Source organism: Micromonospora sp. NPDC007271, from assembly GCF_040634005.1.
Taxonomy (GTDB): domain Bacteria; phylum Actinomycetota; class Actinomycetes; order Mycobacteriales; family Micromonosporaceae; genus Micromonospora.
In genome coordinates this window covers 27,255-45,602 of record NZ_JBEYER010000049.1, presented here as the reverse complement: position 1 = coordinate 45,602, position 18,348 = coordinate 27,255, and the positions used below count along the sequence as shown (strand labels likewise).

The window sequence follows — 18,348 nt, the reverse complement described above, 5'->3', positions numbered from 1 at the left end:
TTCTAGCCCTCAGCCGTGCCAGGAGCGCCAGAGGGCGGCGTACGAGCCGCCGGCGGCGACCAACTCGTCGTGCGGGCCCAGCTCGGTGATCCGGCCGTCCTCCACCACCGCCACCCGGTCGGCGTCGTGGGCGGAGAAGAGCCGGTGCGCGATGGCGATGACCGTCCGCCCCGCCAGCACGGCGGCCAGCGAGCGTTCCAGCGCCCGGGCGGCGCGCGGATCGATCAGCGAGGTGGCCTCGTCGAGCACCAGCGTGTGCGGATCGGCGAGCACCAGGCGGGCCAGCGCGAGCTGCTGCGCCTGGGCGGGAGAGAGTGGGTGCCCGCCCGCCCCGACCCGGGTGTCCAGCCCGTCGGGCAGCGCCTCCGCCCAGCCCAGCGCGTTCACCGCGGCCAGCGCGGCGCGTACCCGGGCCGGCTCCGCGTCCGGGCGGACCATCGCCACGTTCTCGGCCAGGGTGCCGATGAAGACGTGGTGCTCCTGGCTGACCAGCGCGACGTGGCTGCGCAGCTCGGCCAGGGGCAGCCGGCTGAGCGGGCGGCCGTCCACGGTGACCGAGCCGGCGCGGGGCGGGTGCACGCCGGCCAGCAGCCGTCCCAGTGTGGACTTGCCCGCGCCGGACGGGCCCACCATGGCCAGCGTCTCCCCCGGCCGGGGCACCAGGGTCACCCCGTGCAGCACGTCGTGCCCCGTCCGGTACGCGTACCGGACGTCGTGCGCGGCCAGCCGGCCGGCGCCCGGCACCGGCCCCCGACGGGCGGGCGCCGCCGGGGCGTCGACCGGATCGGCGGCGGGGTCGGCCGCCACCCCGAGCAGCCGGGCCAGCGAGGCGCCGCCGACCTGCAGCTCGTCCAGCCAGGCGAGGAGCCGGTCGACCGGATCCACCAGTTGCTGGGCGTAGAGGGTGGCGGCGGTGACCTGCCCGAGGCTCACCCAGCCCTTGAGGTGGAACCAGCCGCCGATGAGCAGGGTGGCCACCACCGGTACCACGTACCCGAACTCCGCCACCGGCCAGAAGACCGTACGCAGGTACAGGGTGTACCGCTCGGCCGCGTACGACCGGCGGATGTCGGCGTCGGTGCGGGCCCGGCGCCGGGCCTGCTGCCGCAGCGCCTCCGTGGTCCGCGACCCCTCCACCACCTCGCTGATCCCGTCGGTGATGTCCGAGTACGCGGCGTTCTCCCGCAGGTAGCCCTCGGGAGCGCGGCGCAGGTACCAGCGGGTGCCGGCGACCAGCACCGGGACCGCGAGCAGCGCGGGCAGCGCCAGCAGCGGACCGGTCAGCAGCAGCGCGCCGAGGATCAGCAGCACGGTGACCGCCGAGATCAGCGTCTCCGGCGCGGCGAACCGCACCGTCCGGGAGAGCGCGGCGACGTCCCGGGAGGTACGGGTGAGCAGGTCGCCGGTGCCGGCGCGCTCCACCGTGGCCAGCGGCAGGGTGAGCACCCGCTCGACGAACTCCTCGCGCAGCTCGGCGAGGACCCGCTCGCCGAGCCGGGCCGAGGCCAGGTGGGCGAAGCGGACCAGCACCGACTGGGCGACCACGAAGCCGGCGATGGCCAGCGCGATCCGGTCGACGGTGACGCTGCCGGCGCCCCGCGAGATCCCCTCCACCAGGTCGCCGAGGAGCCGGGGCGCGACCAGGCCGGCGGCGGCGGCGAGCGCGTGCAGGCCGAGCGCGGCGGCCAGGCCGCGCGGGTGCCGGCGGACCAGGGCGCGGGCGTACCGGCGGACCTGGCCGGCGTCGGCGACGGGCAGGGCGGCGCTCACCGGTCCTCCTCCCGGCTCACGGTGGCCGCGTAGCGCGGCTCGGCGGCGAGCAGCTCCTCGTGGCGGCCCTCCGCGACCACCTTGCCGTCCTCGACGAACACCACGTGCTCGGCGCGGCCCAGCACCAACGGACTGGTGGTGCAGACGAGCGTCGTCCGACCGGAACGCGCGGCGCCCAGCCGGTCGGCGATCCGCGCCTCGGTGTGCGCGTCCACCGCGCTGGTCGGCTCGACCAGGATCAGCGTCTCCGGGTCCGCCACCAGCGCCCGCGCCAGCCGGAGCCGCTGCCGCTGCCCGCCGGAGAACTCGCGGCCGCGTTCGGCCACCTGGCTGTCCAGCCCGTCGGGCAGCCCCTCGACGATGTCGGTCGCGCTGGCCGCGGCCAGCGCCGCCTCGACCGCGGCCGGGTCGCCCCGGTCGCGCGGGTCCAGCTCCGTCCGCAGCGGGCCGCTGAAGAGCTGCGCGTCGTTGTCGACCACCAGGATCCGCTCCCGCACCGTCGCCAGCGCCACGTCCCGCAGCGGTACGCCGTGCAGCGTCACGTCCCCGTCGGCGTACCGGCCGAGCCGGTCGGCGATCTCGGCCGCGTCCTCGGGGGCGGCGGCCGCCAGCGCGGTGAGCCGGCCCGGCCGCAGCACCAGCCCCGACCGGACGTCCACCAGCTCGCCCGGCCCGTCGGGCAGGTGCACCGGGCGGGCCGGGTCGGTGAACTCCGGGACGAGCCGCAGCAGCCGGACCACCCGACGGGCGGCGACGTGTCCCCGGGTCAGCTTGTCCGCCGCCTCGGTGAGGTTACGCAGCGGGCCGACCAGGAAGGCGGTGTAGCCGTAGAACGCGACGAGCTGGCCGGCGCTGATCTCGCCGGCCAGTGCGAACCGGGCCCCCAGCCAGGTCACCAGCACCAGGAAGACGCCGGGCAGCAGGATCTGCGCCGCCTGGAGCAGCGACTCCACCCGGGCCACCCGCAGGCCGTCGGCGCGCAGCGCCTGGGACTGCTCCCGGTACCGGGCACCCAGCACCGGTTCCCCACCCACGCCGCGCAGCACCCGCAGGCCGGAGACGATGTCGGCGGCGCGGGCGGTGAGCCGCCCGGTCGAGTCCCGGTACGCCGCCTGCTGCCGGTGCAGCGGCCGGATCAGCAGCGCCACCAACGCCATCAGCAGCGGCACGCCGAGCACCACGACCAGCCCGAGCGGCAGGGACGCGCTGAGCAGGATCGCCGCGACCGTGCCGATCGCCACCACCGCCCCGGTACCCCGGGCGGTGATGTCGACGGCGCTGCCGATGTGCTCGATGTCGGCCGTCCCGATGCTGACCACCTCGCCCGCGGCGACCCGCCGGGGCAGTGCGGCACCGAGTCGGTTGGTGGCGTCCACGGCGACCTGCACGGTCCGGTACGCGGCACCGAGCCAGTTGTGCACCGCGCAGCGGTGTCGCAGGATGCCCGCGGTGGCCTGGAGGAGGCCCAGTCCCAGCAGCACGAGCCCCCAGCGCAGCAGGGCGTCCGGGTCGCGGTGGGCGAGGCCGGCGTCGACGGCCCGCCCGACGGCGGCCGGCATCAGCGCCTGCGCCACCATCCAGACGACACCGAACGCGATGCCGGCACCGAAGGTCAGCGGGTGCCGACCGGCCAGCCAGACCAGGTAACGGGTGGCGGACCGGGCGTCGGGGGTGCCGGGATCGCCGGCCGGGGAGAAAGGCATGACGCCCCGACGCTAGGTGGCCGGTACCCGGCCACGCCAACCAATTCCCGCCGCTCGCCGGCGGTGCCGGGTCAGCGGTCGACCTGCGTGAAGTCCCAGACGTGCGGCGGTCGCGCCACGAGTCGCACCGGCGGCTCGGGCAGGTCCCGGGGGTTGCTCCGCCACTTGGAGATGACCACCAGCCGGTGGTCGGTGGAGGAGAACACCTCGCTGGACAGGTGCAGCGGGTCGTGCTCGAACTCGGGCAGCACGGTCTCGCAGACCCAGGTGATCAGGTCGGCGAAGCCGTACGGCTCGGCCTTCGCCTCCCACATCCGGACGATCACGACGCTCCCCTCCCCCTCAGACGCTGACCACGGTCAGCGGCATCGCCGAGTCCGCGGGCAGGTCGAGGCGGCTCGGCGCGACACCCGAGGCGACCAGGTGGGAGCCGAGCGCGGCCACCATCGCGCCGTTGTCGGTACACAGTTTCGGCCGGGGCGTACGCACCCGGATGTGGTGCTTGGCCGCCCGGTGCTCGGCCATCGCCCGCAGGCGCGAGTTGGCCGCCACCCCACCGCCGATCACCAGCGTGTCGATCCCGCTGCTGCGGCAGGCGTCCAGCGCCTTGCCGACCAGCACGTCGCAGACCGCCTCCTGGAAGGAGGCGGCCACGTCGGCGACCGGCACCGGCTCACCGGCCCGCTGCCGCGCCTCCACCCAGCGGGCCACCGCGGTCTTCAGACCGGAGAAGGAGAAGTCGTAGCGGTGGGCGGCGAGGTCCTTGGGCGCGGTCAGGCCGCGCGGGAAGGCGATCGCCGCCGGGTCACCGGCCCGCGCCTCCCGGTCGATCCACGGGCCGCCGGGGAACGGCAGCCCGAGCAGGCGCGCCACCTTGTCGAACGCCTCGCCGGCCGCGTCGTCGATGGTCGAGCCGAGCGGGGTGACCCCCCGGGCCAGGTCGTCGACGCGCAGCAGCGAGGAGTGTCCGCCGGAGACCAGCAGGGCGACCGCCGGCTCGGGCAGCGGGCCGTGCTCCAGGGTGTCCACGGCGACATGCGCGGCGAGGTGGTTCACCCCGTAGACCGGCTTCTCGGCGGCGACCGCGTACCCCTTGGCGGCGGCGACCCCGACGAGCAGCGCGCCCGCCAGGCCGGGCCCGGAGGTGACGGCGATCGCGTCGATGTCCGCGAGCGTCACCCCGGCCTCCTTCAGCGCCCGGTCCATGGTCGGCACGATGGCCTCCAGGTGAGCGCGGCTGGCCACCTCGGGCACCACCCCGCCGAACCGGGCGTGCTCCTCGACGCTGGAGGCCAGCGCGTCGGCGAGCAGGGTGTGCCCGCGCACGATGCCGACCCCGGTCTCGTCGCAGGAGGTCTCGATGCCGAGGATCAGGGGTTCGTCAGCCATGCTCGTCAGTCCTCGTTGCGCTGCATGACCAGCGCGTCGGTGTTGCTCGGTTGGTAGTAGCCGCGCCGCACGCCGATCGGCTCGAAGCCGTACGTCGCGTAGAGGCGCTGGGCCGGGGCGTTGTCCGCCGCCACCTCCAGCAGGGTGCTGCGTACACCGCGCCGGGCCACCTCGGCGAGCAGCGCCTCCAGCAGCGCCCGGCCGATCCCCCGGCGCTGCGCGTCCCGGCGGACCGCGATGTTCTGCACCCAGGCCTCGTCTGGCGGCGCCACCAGCAGCCCGGCATAGCCGAGCACGCTCCCGTCGTCGTCCATGGCGACCAGGTAGAAGTGCCCGTTGGCCAGCTCGTTCCAGAACATCGCCGGGGACCACCGCTCGGCGCCGAAGAGGTCCGCCTCGATCGGCAGCACCTGGTCGATGTGCCACCAGCGGAAGCGCCCGAGCCGCACCCCCGTCATCGCAGGACCGGCTTGTGGCCGGTGGCCGCGACGGCGTCCGGACGACGCAGGTAGAGCGGGGTGAGTGGCTCGCCGGGCGCGCCCGCCCGGATCCGCTCGGCGGCGAGCCCGGCCAGCGCTGTGGCGTCCGGGTAGCGCGGTTCCTCGCGGACCGGCAGGCCGAGGACGTCCGCGTACCGGTGCGCGCCGTCGCCGACGGCGACGGTGACGGCGAGGTCCCGGGCGCGCTCGGCGGCGACCACGGGGGCGTCCACGTTCGGCCCGGCGATCCGCTGGCCGGCGCCGTCGTAGACCGCCCAGTAGACCTCCCGGCGCCGGGCGTCGCTCGCGGCCAGGACCGGCTCGCCGGCGGCCGCCGGATGGCCGATCCCGTCCAGCGAGCAGACCCCGTACGTAGGGACGCCGAGCACCTGTCCCATGGTGGCGGCGGTTACCAGGCCGACCCGCAGCCCGGTGAACGGCCCGGGGCCGAGCCCCGCGACGATCGCGGCGAGGTCGCCGGGGCGGGCGTCGGCGTCGGCCAGCACCGCGTCGACCTGCGGGGCGAGCAGCTCCCCGTGGGCCCGGGCGTCGACCGTGCACCGCTGCGCGCGGGCCACGACACCGTCCGCCGAGACCTCGACCAGGGCCGCGGTCACCGCCGGGGTCGAGGAGTCCACCACGAGTACGAGCACGGTATGCCAGCGTAGCCGCAGTGCGGTCACGCCCGGTCACGGGTGGGACCGGGCGTGACCGCTACTGACAGTGAGCTCAGTCCCGAAGGCGCATCACTTGTCAGCGATATGCCTCTTAGGCATAAATATGACTCAGAGGCATATCGCTCACGACTCTTCGTCATCATGCGGAGATGCCCGAGAGCCGCCTCGCCCGCCAGATCGCCACCGCCGTCCGGCACCAGCGGGAGCTCCACCAGCTGACCCAGCAGGCCCTGGCCGATCTGGCCGGGCTCAGCCAGGGCGCGGTCGCCCGCATCGAGCGGGGTGACCGGCTGCCGAGCCTGCCCGTGGTGGAGCGGCTGTTCGCCGCGCTCGGCCGGCAGCTCCGCGTGGCGGTCGAGCCGCTGGACACCCACCTCGACGCGGCGCTCGACGCGCTGGCCGAACGGTCGCTGATCGAGCGGATCGAGGAGCTCGGGTTGGACCGGATGCTCGACGCGCTGGGCGACCTGCCGTACGTGCTGACCGGGAGCAGCGCAGCGCTGCTCCAAGGGGCGCCGCTGCCGGTGGACGCGGTGGAGGTGGCGGTGCGCTGGTGCGACTCGGCCCGCCTCACCGGCTGGCTCGAGGAGGCGTACGGGCAGCGCTGGAACGCCCGGTGGGAGGAGTGGGGCGGGCGCCGACTGGAACCCGAGGAACCGGGCGAGCACCGCTGGCGGACCCGCTACGGCGAGCTGCGGGCCCGGATGTGCGACGAACTGCCGGAGCCGGTCGAGGTGCGGCACGGCGGCCGGAGCTACCCAGTCGAGCCGCTGGCCCGGGTCGAGGTGGCCGACCCGGGCGCCGCCGACCTGCTACGCCGCCACCGGCAGCGGCTCGCCCTCAGCTGGGCCGGAGGCGAGACGCGAGCCGGGTGCGAGACGCGGGCCGGGTCAGCCGGCTGACCGTTCCCAGTCGACGGTGGGCAGGCCGGCGTCGGCGAGGGCCTTGTTAGCCGCGCTGAACGGCCGGCTGCCCAGGAAGCCGCGCGGGTTCATCGGGCTGGGGTGACCGGCCTCCAGCACCACGTGCCGCGGGTTGCTGACCAGGGCCGCCTTCTTGCGCGCGTAACCGCCCCAGAGCAGGAAGACCACCCGCTGGTCGAGGGCGTCCAGCGCCCGGATGGTGGCGTCGGTGAACTCCTCCCAGCCCTGGTTGGCGTGCGAGCCCGGGCTGGCCTCGCGGACGGTGAGCACCGAGTTGAGCAGCAGCACGCCCTGCGCCGCCCAGCCGGTCAGGTTGCCGCTGCGCGGCTTCGGCACGCCCAGGTCCTCGCCCAGCTCCTTGAAGACGTTGCGCAGCGACGGCGGCACCGACACCCCCTCGCGCACGCTGAAGCTCAGCCCGTGCGCCTGCCCCGCCTTGTGGTACGGGTCCTGCCCGAGGATCAGCACCCGGGTCTCCGCCGGCCCGCACAGCCGGTAGGCGGAGAAGAGGTCCTCGACCGGCGGGTAGACCGTCCTGGTGGCGTACTCGCCGGCGACGAAACCGGCCAGCGCCGCGGTGCGGGCCGGGTCGAGGTGCGGGGTGAGCACGGCCCGCCACGCGTCGGGCAGGAGCGCCAGCAGGTCGAGGGTGGGGGCGTTGTCGGGCATCGGCAACCTTCCGCGGTGGAGATCGGTCCCGGGCACTGTAGGCGCCGGGTACGACAGTCGTCAGTCGAGGGCGGCGAGGCGCCGGGCCCAGTCGCCGCCGACCGGCTCCAGCGTGACCACCCGGGTGTCGTCGTCCCGCCGATCGATGCGGACCCGCAGGTGCGCGTCGACCAACTGCTCGACCATCCCCTCGCCCCACTCGACCACGGTCACCGCCTCGTCAACCGAGGCGTCCAGGTCCAGGTCGTCGATCTCCGCGCGCGGATCGGCGGACTCCCCCAGCCGGTACGCGTCGGCGTGCACCAGGGTCACCCGCCCACCCCGGGCCGGGTCCGGCCGGTGCACCCGGGCGATCACGAAGGTCGGCGAGGTGATGTCGCCGCGTACGCCGAGACCGCCGCCGATGCCCTGGGTCAGCGCGGTCTTGCCGGCGCCCAGCGGGCCGCTGAGCAGCAGCAGGTCACCGGCGTGCAGCAGACGGGCCAGCCGACGGCCGAACTCGTGGGTGTCGTCGACCGTCTTCAGCTCCACGACGACGGTCACAGCGCCTCCAGGAAGGCTTCCAGCGCCGCGTTGACCTCGTCGGCGTGCTCCAGCATCACCACGTGCCCGCTGTCGTGGATCTTCACGTACTCGGCGTGCGGCAGCCGCCGGACGATCTCCTCGGAGTGGGTCACCGGCGTGATCATGTCCTTGTCCCCCACGATCACCAGCACCGGCGTGCCGGCCAGCGCGGCCAGCGCCGGGAAGCGGGAGTGGGTGGCCAGCGTGCGCAGGTAACGGGTGACCGTGTCGGCGGAGGTGCGCGAGTTCATCGTCTCGACGTACGACACCAGGGCGGGGCTGGGCTTCGGGGTGCCGAAGCCGTACCTGCGGGTCAGCAGCCAGGCGACGTTGGACGTGGACTGCCGAGCCTTGTCGATCATCGTGCCGCCGTAGCGGGCGGCGTTGCTCATCATGTAGAGCACCGGCCCGCCGACCCGGCCGAGCAGCGCGGGAGCCACCAGCTTCGTCTCGGCGAGCAGGCCGCCCGAGGTGGCCACCAGCACGATGCCGACCACCCGGTCGCCGAACAGCTCCGGGTACAGCTCGGCCAGTGCCATGATCGTCATGCCGCCCATGGAGTGGCCGACCAGCACCAGCGGCCCCTCCGGAGCCACCTCGTCGATCACCCGGCGCAGGGTCCGGCCCAGCGTGGCCAGGTCGTACTCGCCGGTCTCCAGCCTCCCGGAGCGGCCGTGCCCCGGCTGGTCGTAGGCGACGATCCGGTAGTCGCCGCGTGCGGCGAGCAGCTTGCGCTGGAAGTGGAAGGTCCCCATGTCCAGGCAGAAACCGTGCACCAGCACCACGGTCGGGTGCCCGGCGACCGGCCGGGTCGGCTCGACCACCTCCACGTGGATGTCGGTGCCGTCCGGCATCTCCAGCCGGAGCGCCTCGTCGTACCGTTGCTCGCCGAAGACCTCCTGGGCGTACGGATCGGTGGGGTCGGTCTTGAGACGGCGGATCAGGAGCCGCTCGCTCACCACGCCCGCGGCGAGCCCGGCCGCGGCGACGCCGACGGCGGCACCGACCACTCCGGCGACCCGGCCGGCGGCGGTGCGTGGCCGGGGGATCCTCACGGGCGCTCGCCGTCGTAGACGCGGGGCACCCGGACCCCGCCGAACCGGGTCACGATCTCGTAGTTGATCGTGCCCACGGCTTCGGCCCAGTCGTCCGCGGTGGGCTCGCCGCCCACGCCGCTGCCGAAGAGCGTGGCAACGTCTCCGGCCGCCACCTCGTCGTCGCCGCAGTCCAGCACGAACTGGTCCATGCAGACACGGCCGGCGATGGTCCGCCGCTTACCGCCGAGCTGCACCGGGCCGGTGCTGGAGGCGTGCCGGGGCACCCCGTCGGCGTACCCGAGCGGAACGACGGCCAGGTTGGCCTCCCGCTCGGTGAGGTAGGTGTGACCGTACGACACGCCGGTGCCGGCCGGGACCCGCTTGGTCAGCATCACCCGGGCCCGGGCGGTCATCGCCGGGCGCAGGCCGAACCGCTCACCGGCGATCGGCGAGAGACCGTAGACGGCCAGGCCGGGACGGACCAGGTCGAAGTGGGCATCCCGGCGGGTCAGGGTGGCGGCCGAGTTGGCCAGGTGCCGGTACTGGGGGCGCAGCCCCGCCTTCTCGGCCATGGCCAGCCCCTCTTCGAAGACCGCGAGCTGCCGGTCGATGGTGGGGTGGCCGGGCGAGTCCGCGTACGCGAAGTGGCTCCACGCCCCGACCACCTCGACCAGGCCGTCCGCCTGGGCCTTCGCCGCGGCCTCCAGCAGGGCGGGCCAGTCGGCGACGGTCGCGCCGCCGCGCGACAGGCCGGTGTCGATCTTCAGGTGCACCCGGGCCGGCCGGTCCGCCCGGCGGCCCGCCTCGACCAGCTCGTCCAGCTGGGTGAGGCTCGCGCAGCCCAGGTCGACGCCGACCGCGACGCCGTCGTGCAGCGGCAGCCCCGGGGCGAGCAACCAGGCCAGCACGGGCGCGGTGATGCCCTCCCGGCGCAGGGTGAGCGCCTCGTCGAGGGTGCAGACCCCGAGCCAGTCCGCGCCGGCGTCGAGCGCGGCGCGGGCGGCCGGGGCCATGCCATGACCGTAACCGTCCGCCTTGACCACCGCCATCAGCTCGGCGCTGGTGCCCGCCTTGAGCTGGGCCACGTTCTCCCGGATCGCGTCCAGGTCGACGCGCACCTCAGCCTGCCACATGCCCCCAGCCTACTTCCGCCGCTGATCACAGCGGCCGTGAGCCGCCCGGTCCGCTCGCCGGATCGGGCCGGGGCACGCCGGCAGCCGGCGACGCGGTCAGCCCAGCCGGGCGAGCACCGGACGGAGCGCGGTGGCCACGTCGGGCGCGGTCACCGGACCGCCCCGGGCCGCCTCCCGGCCGGCCAGCCCGTGCAGGTACGCCGCCGCGGCGGCCGCCCGCTCGGCCGGCAACCCGGCGGCGAGCAGCGAGCCGAGCAGCCCGGCCAGCACGTCGCCGGTGCCCCCGGTGGCCAGCACCGCGGTGCCGGTCGGGTTGACGTACGCCCGGCCGTCCGGGGTGCCGATGATCGTGCGGTCGCCCTTGAGCAGCACCACGGCGTTCATCCAGGCGGCCAGCCGCAACGCCGACCCGACCCGGTCCGTCCCCGGGTTCTCGCCGCAGAGCCGGGCGTACTCCCGGTCGTGCGGGGTCACCACGATCGGGGCGTCCCGCTTGCGCAGCAGGTCCGCCATCGCGCCGTCGACCAGCAGGGTCAGCGCGTCGGCGTCGAGCACCACCGGCACCGGCGCGGCGAGCACCGCGCGCAGCTCGGCGGCGGCCTCCTCGCCGGTGCCCAGCCCCGAGCCGCAGACCCAGGCCTGCACCCGGCCGGCGTCGGCGACCCGGCCGGTGGCGATCACCGACGGATGCTGGTGCAGCACCTCGGCTCGGGCACCCCCCGCGTACCGGATCATGCCGGTCGGCCCGGCCAGGGCGCCGCCGACCGAGAGCACGGCGGCACCCGGGTACGTGGCCGAGCCGGTCGCCACCCCGACCACGCCCCGGCCGTACTTCTCGGCGGACGGCCCCAACCGGGGCCACCAGTCGGCCACGTCCGACCACTCGGTGACCCGCAGCGCCGGGGTGCCGCGCAGCCACGGCCCCAGCCCGATGTCGACCAGCTCGACGTGCCCGGCGAGCGCGGCGGCCGGGCCGACCACCAGGGCCGGCTTCAGCGCGCCGAAGGCGACCGTCACGTCGGCGCGTACCGCGCAGGGGCGGCCGGCGGCGGTGAGCGGCACGTGGCCGGTGTCCACCGCGACGCCGCTGGGCACGTCCACCGCCACCACGGTGGCCCGGGTGCCGTCCCGCCCGGAGCGCGCCGCCAGGCTCGCCGCGAGTTGCTCGGCGGTCTCCCGCAGCCCGCCGGTGCCGCCGATCCCGACGATGCCGTCGAGCACCAGGTCCACCAGGGTCGGGGGCCGGTCGACGACGCGCCCACCGGCCGCCCGCAGTGCGGCCAGCCCCTCGGCGTGCGCCCGGCCCGGGGTGAGCAGCAGCGCGGACACCGCCGCGCCCCGCCGGGCCAGGTGCGCGCCCGCGTACAGGGCGTCGCCGCCGTTGTCGCCGGAGCCGACCAGCAGCAGCACCCGGGCACCGTAGACGCCACCCCGATCGGCGAGCAGCAGCGCGCAGCGGCGGGCCAGCCCGGCGGCGGCCCGCTGCATCAGCGTCCCCGGCGGCAGGGTGGCCATCAGGCCCGCCTCCGCCGCGCGTACGTCCGCGACCCGCCACACCGGTTTCATGCCACCCCGTCCCGTCCGCTCGTCCCGGGCGGGCCGGCCGGCCCGCCCGGTCGGTTCACCGTTCCGCGACCACCATCGCCGACGCGATGCCGCCGTCGTGCGACAGCGACAGATGCCAGCGGTTGATCCCGCGTTCGGCCGCGGCGGCGGCGACCGTGCCCGAGACGGTCAACCAGGGTCGACCGTCCGGATCCGGCACGATCTCGCAGTCGTGCCAGCTCAGCCCGGCCGGCGCGCCGAGCGCCTTGGCCACCGCCTCCTTCGCGGCGAAGCGCGCGGCCAGCGACTCGGGCGAACGCGGATTGCCGGAGCGGGTGTACCGCTCGGCCTCGGTGAAGAGGCGGTCGGCGAGCAGCGGCGTCCGCGCCAGGGCCCGGGCGAACCGGTCCACCAGTACGACGTCGATGCCGACCGCCACGATCACGAACCTCACCCTACCGGCGGTCGCGGCCGCAGCTTAGCCACCGGGTGCGCGGTGGACAACGCCTGTGGACAACCCGCGGGTATGACCACCGCCGGTTGTCCACAGGGCCGGTGCGGGCGGTCGCCCGCCCCCTAGCGTCCCCGGTGCCCGATCCGCCCGCCGCGGCGCGGGCGTCCGTCCGCCGCCGGAGTCCACCGTCGGCGGCCTCTGCCGTGGGGAGGCACCGATGACCGAGGAGCCGTTCGCCGTCGAGCCGGAGCTGCTGCGCGGCGTCGCCCGGAAACTGGGCGACGACGCGTACGCGCTGGCACAGTCGCTGGCCGGCGTGCCCGGGCTGGTGACGCCGGCCGACGGTTGGCGGGTCGGGGCGGCGCTGGCCGAGTTGGAGGCCGCGACGCACCGCTGGTGCGCGCTGCTCGCCGTCCGGACGGCGGCCACCGCCGAGGCGGTCCGGGCCGCCGCCGACAGCTACGAGACGGTGGACGAGCGGGCCGCCCGGCGGCTCGCCGGGGTTCCCCGGTGAACGGCACCCCGTTCGTCCGCCCGGCCGCCGACCCGTCCCCGCCGGTCGGCTACACCCAGCTCTGGCGGGCGGACCCGGGTGCCTGGGTCGCGGCCGGGGCGGCCTGGCGGGGCCTCACCGCCCCGGTCCGGCGACGGGCCGACGGGCTGGACGCCCGGATCGCCGCCCTGCGTCCCGGCTGGTCCGGTGGGGCCGCCACCGCGGCGCGCGGGCGGATCGGCGGGCTGCGCGACGCGCTGACCGATGTGCTGCCCGCGCTGATCGAGGCCGATCAGGTGCTCGCCGAGTTCGCCGCCCGGCTGGCCGCGGCGAAGGCCCGGCTCGCCGCCGCGGTGGCGCACGCCGACGCGGGCGGCCTGCTGGTGGAGCGGACGGGTGCGGTCCGGCCCGATCCGGCCCGGTCCCACCCCGGCGACCGGCTCGGGCCGGCGCTGACCCAGGTGGCGGCCGAGGTACGCGGTGCGCTGGCGCTGGCCGGCGCGGCGGACCGGGAGGCCGCCGCCCGGCTGGGCACGTTGAGCACGGCGGCGGCCAGCGGGTGGGTGAGCGTCCCGCCCCCCGGGCGGCCGCCGCCCGGTGCCGGTCCGGTCGAGGTGAGCCGGTGGTGGGCCGGGCTCACCCCGGCCGAGCGCCGCTGGCTGGTCGGGCACGAGCCGACCCGGGTCGGCCGCCTCGACGGGGTGCCGGTGGCGGCTCGGGATCAGGCCAACCGGCTGCTGCTGGGCGGGCGGCGCGAGGAGCTGCTCGCCCGGCGCCGGCGGTTGCTGACCCCGCTGCCGCCGGGCCCGGCCGAGCTGGCCCGGGTGGCCCGGCTGGCCCGGGTGGAGGCGGCGCTGCGCGGCCTGGACGCGCTGGGCGGGCGACTGACCGCGTCGGAGCCACCCCGGGCGTACCTGCTGGGGCTGGACCCCACCGGGGACGGGCGGGCGGTGGTGGCGCTGGGCAACCCGGACCGGGCCGGCGCGGTGCTGACGTACGTGCCGGGGACGGGCACGGACCTCGCCGACGCCCCGGGGGAGCTGGGCCGGGCCGCCCGGGTGCTGGGCCGCTGCGCGGCGCTCGGGCCGGGCGAGGAGACGGCGGCGGTGCTCTGGCTGGACTACGACGCGCCGGATGTCCTCCCCGAGGCGACCCGGTCCCGGCAGGCCGAGGACGCCGGGCCGGCGCTGCACCGGTTTCAGGAGGGGCTGCGCGCCTCGCACGAGGGCCCGCCGGCCCGGCAGACCGTGCTCGGGCACAGCTACGGCTCGGTGGTGGTCGGCATGGCGGCCCGCGACCACGGGCTGAGCGCCGACGCGTTGGTCTTCGTCGGCTCGCCCGGGGTGGGCGTCGAGCACGCGGGCGAGCTGCGCATGCCGCCCGGGCAGGTCTGGGCCAGCACCGCCCCGGACGACGTGATCCGGCTGGCCCGGTCGCCGGAGGAGCTGGCCCGCCGGGCGATGCTGACCGGGACGCCCCTCGGCCCGGCGGCGGCCGCCCTGGACGGCCACGAGCTGTGGTTCGGGCGGGACCCGAGCGACCCGGGCTTCGGCGGCCGGCGCTTTCCCAGCGGCCGGTACGGCCACAGCGGCTACTGGGAGGCCGGCAACCCGGCGCTGGACGGCATGGCCCGGATCGTGCTGGGCCGGTGAGCGCCACCGGGCCGGACGCGGCGCGGCCCCTCCACCACGAGGCGGAGGGGCCGTGCCGAGGCCGGCTACTCGACGGTGACCGACTTGGCCAGGTTGCGCGGCTGGTCGACGTCGTGTCCGCGGGCGGCGGCGATCTCGGCGGCCAGCACCTGGAGCGGCACCGTGGTCACCAGCGGCGCCAGCAGTGTGGGCGTACGCGGCACGTAGATCAGGTGGTCGGCGTAGCGGACGACCGCCTCGTCCCCCTCCTCCGCGATCACGATGGTGCGGGCACCCCGGGCCCGCACCTCCTGGATGTTGGAGACGACCTTGTCGTGCAGCATGCCCCGGCCGATCGGCGAGGGCACGATGCAGATCACCGGGGTGCCCTTGTCGATCAGCGCGATCGGGCCGTGCTTCAGCTCACCGGCGGCGAAGCCCTCGGCGTGCATGTACGCCAGCTCCTTGAGCTTCAGCGCGCCCTCCAGCGCCACCGGGTAGCCGACGTGCCGGCCGATGAAGAGCACGGTCGGCTCGGACTTCAGCTCGCGGGCGAGCTCGCGGACCGGCTCGATCCGGTCGAGCAGCTCGCGCAGCTTGCCCGGCATCTCCTGCAACTGGGCGACGACCGCGCCCACCTCGTCGGCGAACTTGATCCCGCGCACCTGGGCCAGGTGCAGGCCGATCAGGTAGCAGGCGACGAGCTGGGTGAGGAACGCCTTGGTGGAGGCGACCGCGATCTCCGGCCCGCCGTGGGTGTAGAGGACGGCGTCCGACTCGCGCGGGATGGTGGAGCCGTTGGTGTTGCAGATGGCCAGCACCCGGGCCTTCTGCTCCTTGGCGTGCCGCAGGGCCATCAGGGTGTCCATGGTCTCGCCGGACTGCGAGATCACCACGATCAGGGTGGACCGGTCCAGCACCGGGTCGCGGTAGCGGAACTCGCTGGCCAGCTCCACCTCACAGGGGATCCGGGTCCAGTGCTCGATGGCGTACTTGGCGACCAGGCCGGAGTGGTACGCGGTGCCGCAGGCGACGATGAAGATCTTGTCGACGTCGCGCAGGTCCTGCTCGCTGAGGCGGACCTCGTCGAGGGCGATCTCACCGGTCTCGGTGAGCCGGCCGAGCAGCGTGTCGGCGATCGCCTGCGGCTGCTCCTCGATCTCCTTGAGCATGAACCAGTCGTAGCCGCCCTTCTCCGCCGCGGAGGAGTCCCAGTCGATGTGGAAGTCCTTGCCGGTGGCCGGCTGGCCGGCGAAGTCGGTGATCTCGATGCTGTCCGGGGTGATCAGGACGATCTGGTCCTGACCCAGCTCGACCGCGTCGCGGGTGTGCTCGATGAACGCGGCCACGTCGCTGGCCAGGTAGTTCTCCCCGTCGCCGCGACCGACCACCAGAGGCGAGTTGCGCCGGGCGCCGACCACCGCGCCGGGGATCCCCGCGTCGACGGCGAGCAGCGTGAAGGCACCCTCCAGCCGCTGGCAGACCAGCCGCATCGCGGCGGCGAGCAGCTGCGGGCTGTCGACCTGGCCGGCGGAGCGCAGGCCGGCCAGCGCCTGGGCGAGCAGGTGCGCGGCGCACTCCGTGTCGGTGTCGCTGGCGAACTCGACGCCGTCCTCCTCCAGTTCGGCGCGGAGCTTGGCGAAGTTCTCGATGATGCCGTTGTGGATCACCGCCACCCGGCCATCGGGGGACAGGTGCGGGTGGGCGTTGCGATCGGTCGGCCCGCCGTGGGTGGCCCAGCGGGTGTGGCCGATGCCGGTGGTGCCGTCGCCGATGCCGATCGGGCTGGCGGCGCAGGATTCCGGGTCGCTGGCGGCCCGCTCGGCGAGGACCTTCTCCAGGTTGGCCAGCTTGCCAGCCTTCTTCTCGGTCAGCAGCTCGTCGTCGCAGACGACGGCCACGCCGGCCGAGTCGTAGCCGCGGTATTCCAGCCGCCGCAGTCCGTCGAGCACGATGCCGAGCGCCGGGCGCCCACCGGCGTAACCCACGATTCCACACATGGTCCGCAGCCTAACCCAGTTTCGCTCACCATGGGTGCTCGGAAGCCGGGTAAACGATCACTGAATTTGAGCGAACGGGCGGACAGAGGGCTCGGATCGGATAAACCACGCAGGGTGGGTGCCCGGTGCGCGGGTCGCGCGTCCCCGGCCCGAGCCACCGTCCCCTACATTGAAGGCCGTGGTCCGGTCGGCCGCCCGACCCGAACCTGCTGCCCGTCCCCTCCGCGGCGGTGTCCGCGCCCGTCCCCCTGCGAGCTGAGCCGATGTCCGAGGCAATGTCCTCCCCTGATCCGCAGGCCGGTGGGAGCCCGACCGACCCGACCGCGCCACCGGCCGTCCCGGAGCCGCCAGCCTGGTCCCCGCCGGACCCACTGGCCACGCCGACGCCGTGGGCTCCGCCAGCGCCCTGGTCGCCCGCCGGTCCGCCAGCGCCCTGGTCGCCCGCCGGTCCGTCGGCGGGCACCGGCGGGGCGGGTGCCAGCGGCGTACCCAGTGCGCCCAGCACCGGCGTGCCGGGCCCGCCCGCGCCGGGCGCCACCCCGCCACCTGGGCACCCCTGGCCCGGGTACCCCGCACCCGGCTGGCCTCCCGCCGGCTACCCGCCGCCGTACGCGTACCCCGGGTCGACGCCGCCCTCGACGAACGGTGGGCGGACCGTGGCGATCGTGGTGGCCGTGGCCGCCGTCCTGGTGCTCGCCCTGTGCGGCTGCGTCGGTCTGACCGTGCTCAGCAGCTTCGCCGAGGACCCGGTGGGGTCCGGCGAGCCGTACCACCCCGGTTACGTGCCCGACGAGGACGAGGGCACCTCGGCACCGCCCCGCGACCCGGCCACGACGCCGTCGGGCGGGCCCGGCACGCTGACGGTCGTCTACGAGGTGGCCGGGACGGGCACCGCGGACATCCAGTTCTACGACGCCAACGCCGACTTCTTCCAGGTCGACGGGGTGGAGACACCGTGGCGGATGGCGTTAACCGCCAACGACCGCGAGCGGGTGCAGCTCATCGTCTCGCCGGCCGACCTGACGAGAGACGACAAGGTGACCTGCTCGATCACCATCAACGGGAAGGTCGTCTCGCGCGACTCGGGGGTGTACGGAGCGACCTGCTTCGGCTGGTAGCCCCGGCGGGCTTGCGGCGTCGGCGGCGTGCTGGTGTGCCTGTACGGTGCCCCGGTGGCCTTCGGAGACCCGCACCACGAGCACGATCCGAGTGCGCCCTGGGTTCCGCCGGACCCGCCCCGACCCCCAGCGGCCGACCGTGCCGCGCCGCCTGCCGCGACCGACGAACTGCCCGTCCTGCCGCCAGTCGGCGAAGCCGGCGCGCCTCGGCGGCGGCTCGACACCGGGCGACTCACCACCGTCGTACTCGCCGCCGTCGCGGCGGTCGCGCTGGCGGCCTTCGGGTGCCTCGGCGCGGTGTCCCTCCTGATCAACCTGCCCGACCAGGGGTACGGCGGCGACCCGGTGACCCAGCAGCAGCCCACCGACACGGCGGCCGGCCCCGACGAGGAGCAGAGCGTGGTCGCGCCGCCGTCGCCGGATCCGACCCCGTCTCGGAGGCCCGCGTCGACCCCGTCCACCGGACCCGGCCGGTTCGCCGTCGCCTACGCCGTCACCGGGCAGGGACCGGCCGACATCCTGTACCGGGATGCGGACGGCTACCTGGTCCAGCTCGAGAACGTGCCGCTGCCCTGGCACCGCACCATCCGCACCGACGACCCCAGCCAGGCGTTGCTGCAGGGGGCCAAGGCCCACGACCAGGGAGGCCGGACAATCACCTGCGCTTTGACGATCAACGGCGGCCGGCCGGTCACCGAGTCGGTCGGCCCCGCCGGCTGGCGGTGCGGCTGCTTCGGCTGGTAGCGCCGGCGGGTTTGCGGCT

18 protein-coding genes are annotated in these 18,348 nt (G+C 75.5%); 5 read left to right on the top strand and 13 right to left on the bottom strand.

Annotated elements, in window-relative coordinates; all coding sequences use genetic code 11:
• Nucleotides 1-9: 9 nt before the first annotated feature.
• The 6 genes from ABZ570_RS18885 to tsaB all read right to left on the bottom strand — a co-directional run bounded on the left by ABZ570_RS18885 (nucleotide 10) and on the right by tsaB (nucleotide 5,994).
• Nucleotides 10-1,770: an ABC transporter ATP-binding protein gene (locus ABZ570_RS18885; RefSeq protein WP_358064775.1), complete on the bottom strand. Its 1,761-nt coding sequence runs from the start codon at nucleotides 1,768-1,770 to the stop codon at nucleotides 10-12.
• Entirely contained in the window at nucleotides 1,767-3,473 is a 1,707-nt protein-coding gene (locus tag ABZ570_RS18880; RefSeq protein WP_358064772.1) for an ABC transporter ATP-binding protein, read from the bottom strand. The genes ABZ570_RS18885 and ABZ570_RS18880 overlap by 4 nt, the downstream gene beginning before the upstream one ends.
• A gap of 71 nt (nucleotides 3,474-3,544) precedes the next feature.
• A complete protein-coding gene (locus tag ABZ570_RS18875) occupies nucleotides 3,545-3,799 on the bottom strand; it encodes a hypothetical protein (protein WP_358064769.1) in 255 nt (84 codons plus the stop codon).
• A gap of 16 nt (nucleotides 3,800-3,815) precedes the next feature.
• Nucleotides 3,816-4,862 carry a tRNA (adenosine(37)-N6)-threonylcarbamoyltransferase complex transferase subunit TsaD gene (gene tsaD / locus ABZ570_RS18870; protein ID WP_358064766.1) on the bottom strand — a complete coding sequence of 349 codons (1,047 nt, stop codon included), beginning with the start codon at nucleotides 4,860-4,862 and terminating at the stop codon, nucleotides 3,816-3,818.
• Nucleotides 4,863-4,867: 5 nt separating this feature from the next.
• Entirely contained in the window at nucleotides 4,868-5,320 is a 453-nt protein-coding gene (gene rimI / locus ABZ570_RS18865; RefSeq protein WP_358064763.1) for a ribosomal protein S18-alanine N-acetyltransferase, read from the bottom strand.
• Nucleotides 5,317-5,994: a tRNA (adenosine(37)-N6)-threonylcarbamoyltransferase complex dimerization subunit type 1 TsaB gene (gene tsaB, locus ABZ570_RS18860; protein WP_358064760.1), complete on the bottom strand. Its 678-nt coding sequence runs from the start codon at nucleotides 5,992-5,994 to the stop codon at nucleotides 5,317-5,319. The genes rimI and tsaB overlap by 4 nt, the downstream gene beginning before the upstream one ends.
• Before the next feature lie 173 nt (nucleotides 5,995-6,167).
• Between tsaB and ABZ570_RS18855 the strand changes: the two genes are divergently transcribed.
• A complete protein-coding gene (locus ABZ570_RS18855; RefSeq protein WP_358064757.1) occupies nucleotides 6,168-6,920 on the top strand; it encodes a helix-turn-helix transcriptional regulator in 753 nt (250 codons plus the stop codon).
• On the opposite strand, the gene ung is transcribed toward ABZ570_RS18855, so the two are convergent.
• From ung to ABZ570_RS18825, 6 genes are all read right to left on the bottom strand, one after another.
• Nucleotides 6,909-7,610, bottom strand: a complete 702-nt coding sequence (gene ung, locus ABZ570_RS18850) for a uracil-DNA glycosylase (protein ID WP_358064755.1) — start codon at nucleotides 7,608-7,610, stop codon at nucleotides 6,909-6,911. The genes ABZ570_RS18855 and ung overlap by 12 nt on opposite strands.
• A 60-nt stretch (nucleotides 7,611-7,670) precedes the next feature.
• The gene (gene tsaE, locus ABZ570_RS18845) at nucleotides 7,671-8,153 is read right to left on the bottom strand and encodes a tRNA (adenosine(37)-N6)-threonylcarbamoyltransferase complex ATPase subunit type 1 TsaE (RefSeq protein WP_358064752.1); all 483 of its coding nucleotides are present in this window, start codon (nucleotides 8,151-8,153) and stop codon (nucleotides 7,671-7,673) included.
• Nucleotides 8,150-9,229 carry an alpha/beta hydrolase gene (locus tag ABZ570_RS18840; protein ID WP_358064749.1) on the bottom strand — a complete coding sequence of 360 codons (1,080 nt, stop codon included), beginning with the start codon at nucleotides 9,227-9,229 and terminating at the stop codon, nucleotides 8,150-8,152. Before ABZ570_RS18840 ends, tsaE begins: the two co-directional genes overlap by 4 nt.
• Nucleotides 9,226-10,344 (bottom strand): alanine racemase, encoded by a 1,119-nt coding sequence (alr, locus tag ABZ570_RS18835; protein WP_358064746.1) that lies wholly within the window; start codon nucleotides 10,342-10,344, stop codon nucleotides 9,226-9,228. The genes ABZ570_RS18840 and alr overlap by 4 nt, the downstream gene beginning before the upstream one ends.
• A 96-nt stretch (nucleotides 10,345-10,440) precedes the next feature.
• Nucleotides 10,441-11,910 carry an NAD(P)H-hydrate dehydratase gene (locus ABZ570_RS18830; RefSeq protein ID WP_358064743.1) on the bottom strand — a complete coding sequence of 490 codons (1,470 nt, stop codon included), beginning with the start codon at nucleotides 11,908-11,910 and terminating at the stop codon, nucleotides 10,441-10,443.
• 55 nt (nucleotides 11,911-11,965) lie between these two features.
• Nucleotides 11,966-12,334 (bottom strand): holo-ACP synthase, encoded by a 369-nt coding sequence (locus tag ABZ570_RS18825; protein ID WP_358064740.1) that lies wholly within the window; start codon nucleotides 12,332-12,334, stop codon nucleotides 11,966-11,968.
• A gap of 226 nt (nucleotides 12,335-12,560) precedes the next feature.
• Between ABZ570_RS18825 and ABZ570_RS18820 the strand changes: the two genes are divergently transcribed.
• The gene (locus ABZ570_RS18820; protein WP_358064737.1) at nucleotides 12,561-12,857 is read left to right on the top strand and encodes a type VII secretion target; all 297 of its coding nucleotides are present in this window, start codon (nucleotides 12,561-12,563) and stop codon (nucleotides 12,855-12,857) included.
• The gene (locus tag ABZ570_RS18815; RefSeq protein WP_358064734.1) at nucleotides 12,854-14,488 is read left to right on the top strand and encodes an alpha/beta hydrolase; all 1,635 of its coding nucleotides are present in this window, start codon (nucleotides 12,854-12,856) and stop codon (nucleotides 14,486-14,488) included. The genes ABZ570_RS18820 and ABZ570_RS18815 overlap by 4 nt, the downstream gene beginning before the upstream one ends.
• A gap of 65 nt (nucleotides 14,489-14,553) precedes the next feature.
• Here ABZ570_RS18815 and glmS read toward each other — a convergent pair whose 3' ends face one another.
• Nucleotides 14,554-16,467, bottom strand: a complete 1,914-nt coding sequence (gene glmS, locus ABZ570_RS18810; RefSeq protein ID WP_358064731.1) for a glutamine--fructose-6-phosphate transaminase (isomerizing) — start codon at nucleotides 16,465-16,467, stop codon at nucleotides 14,554-14,556.
• A 656-nt stretch (nucleotides 16,468-17,123) separates the two neighbouring features.
• Between glmS and ABZ570_RS18805 the strand changes: the two genes are divergently transcribed.
• Both ABZ570_RS18805 and ABZ570_RS18800 read left to right on the top strand, forming a co-directional pair.
• Entirely contained in the window at nucleotides 17,124-17,585 is a 462-nt protein-coding gene (locus ABZ570_RS18805; RefSeq protein WP_358064728.1) for an MmpS family transport accessory protein, read from the top strand.
• A 54-nt stretch (nucleotides 17,586-17,639) separates the two neighbouring features.
• Complete coding sequence (locus ABZ570_RS18800; RefSeq protein ID WP_358064725.1) at nucleotides 17,640-18,329, top strand: MmpS family transport accessory protein; 690 nt, start codon at nucleotides 17,640-17,642, stop codon at nucleotides 18,327-18,329.
• Nucleotides 18,330-18,348: the final 19 nt, after the last annotated feature.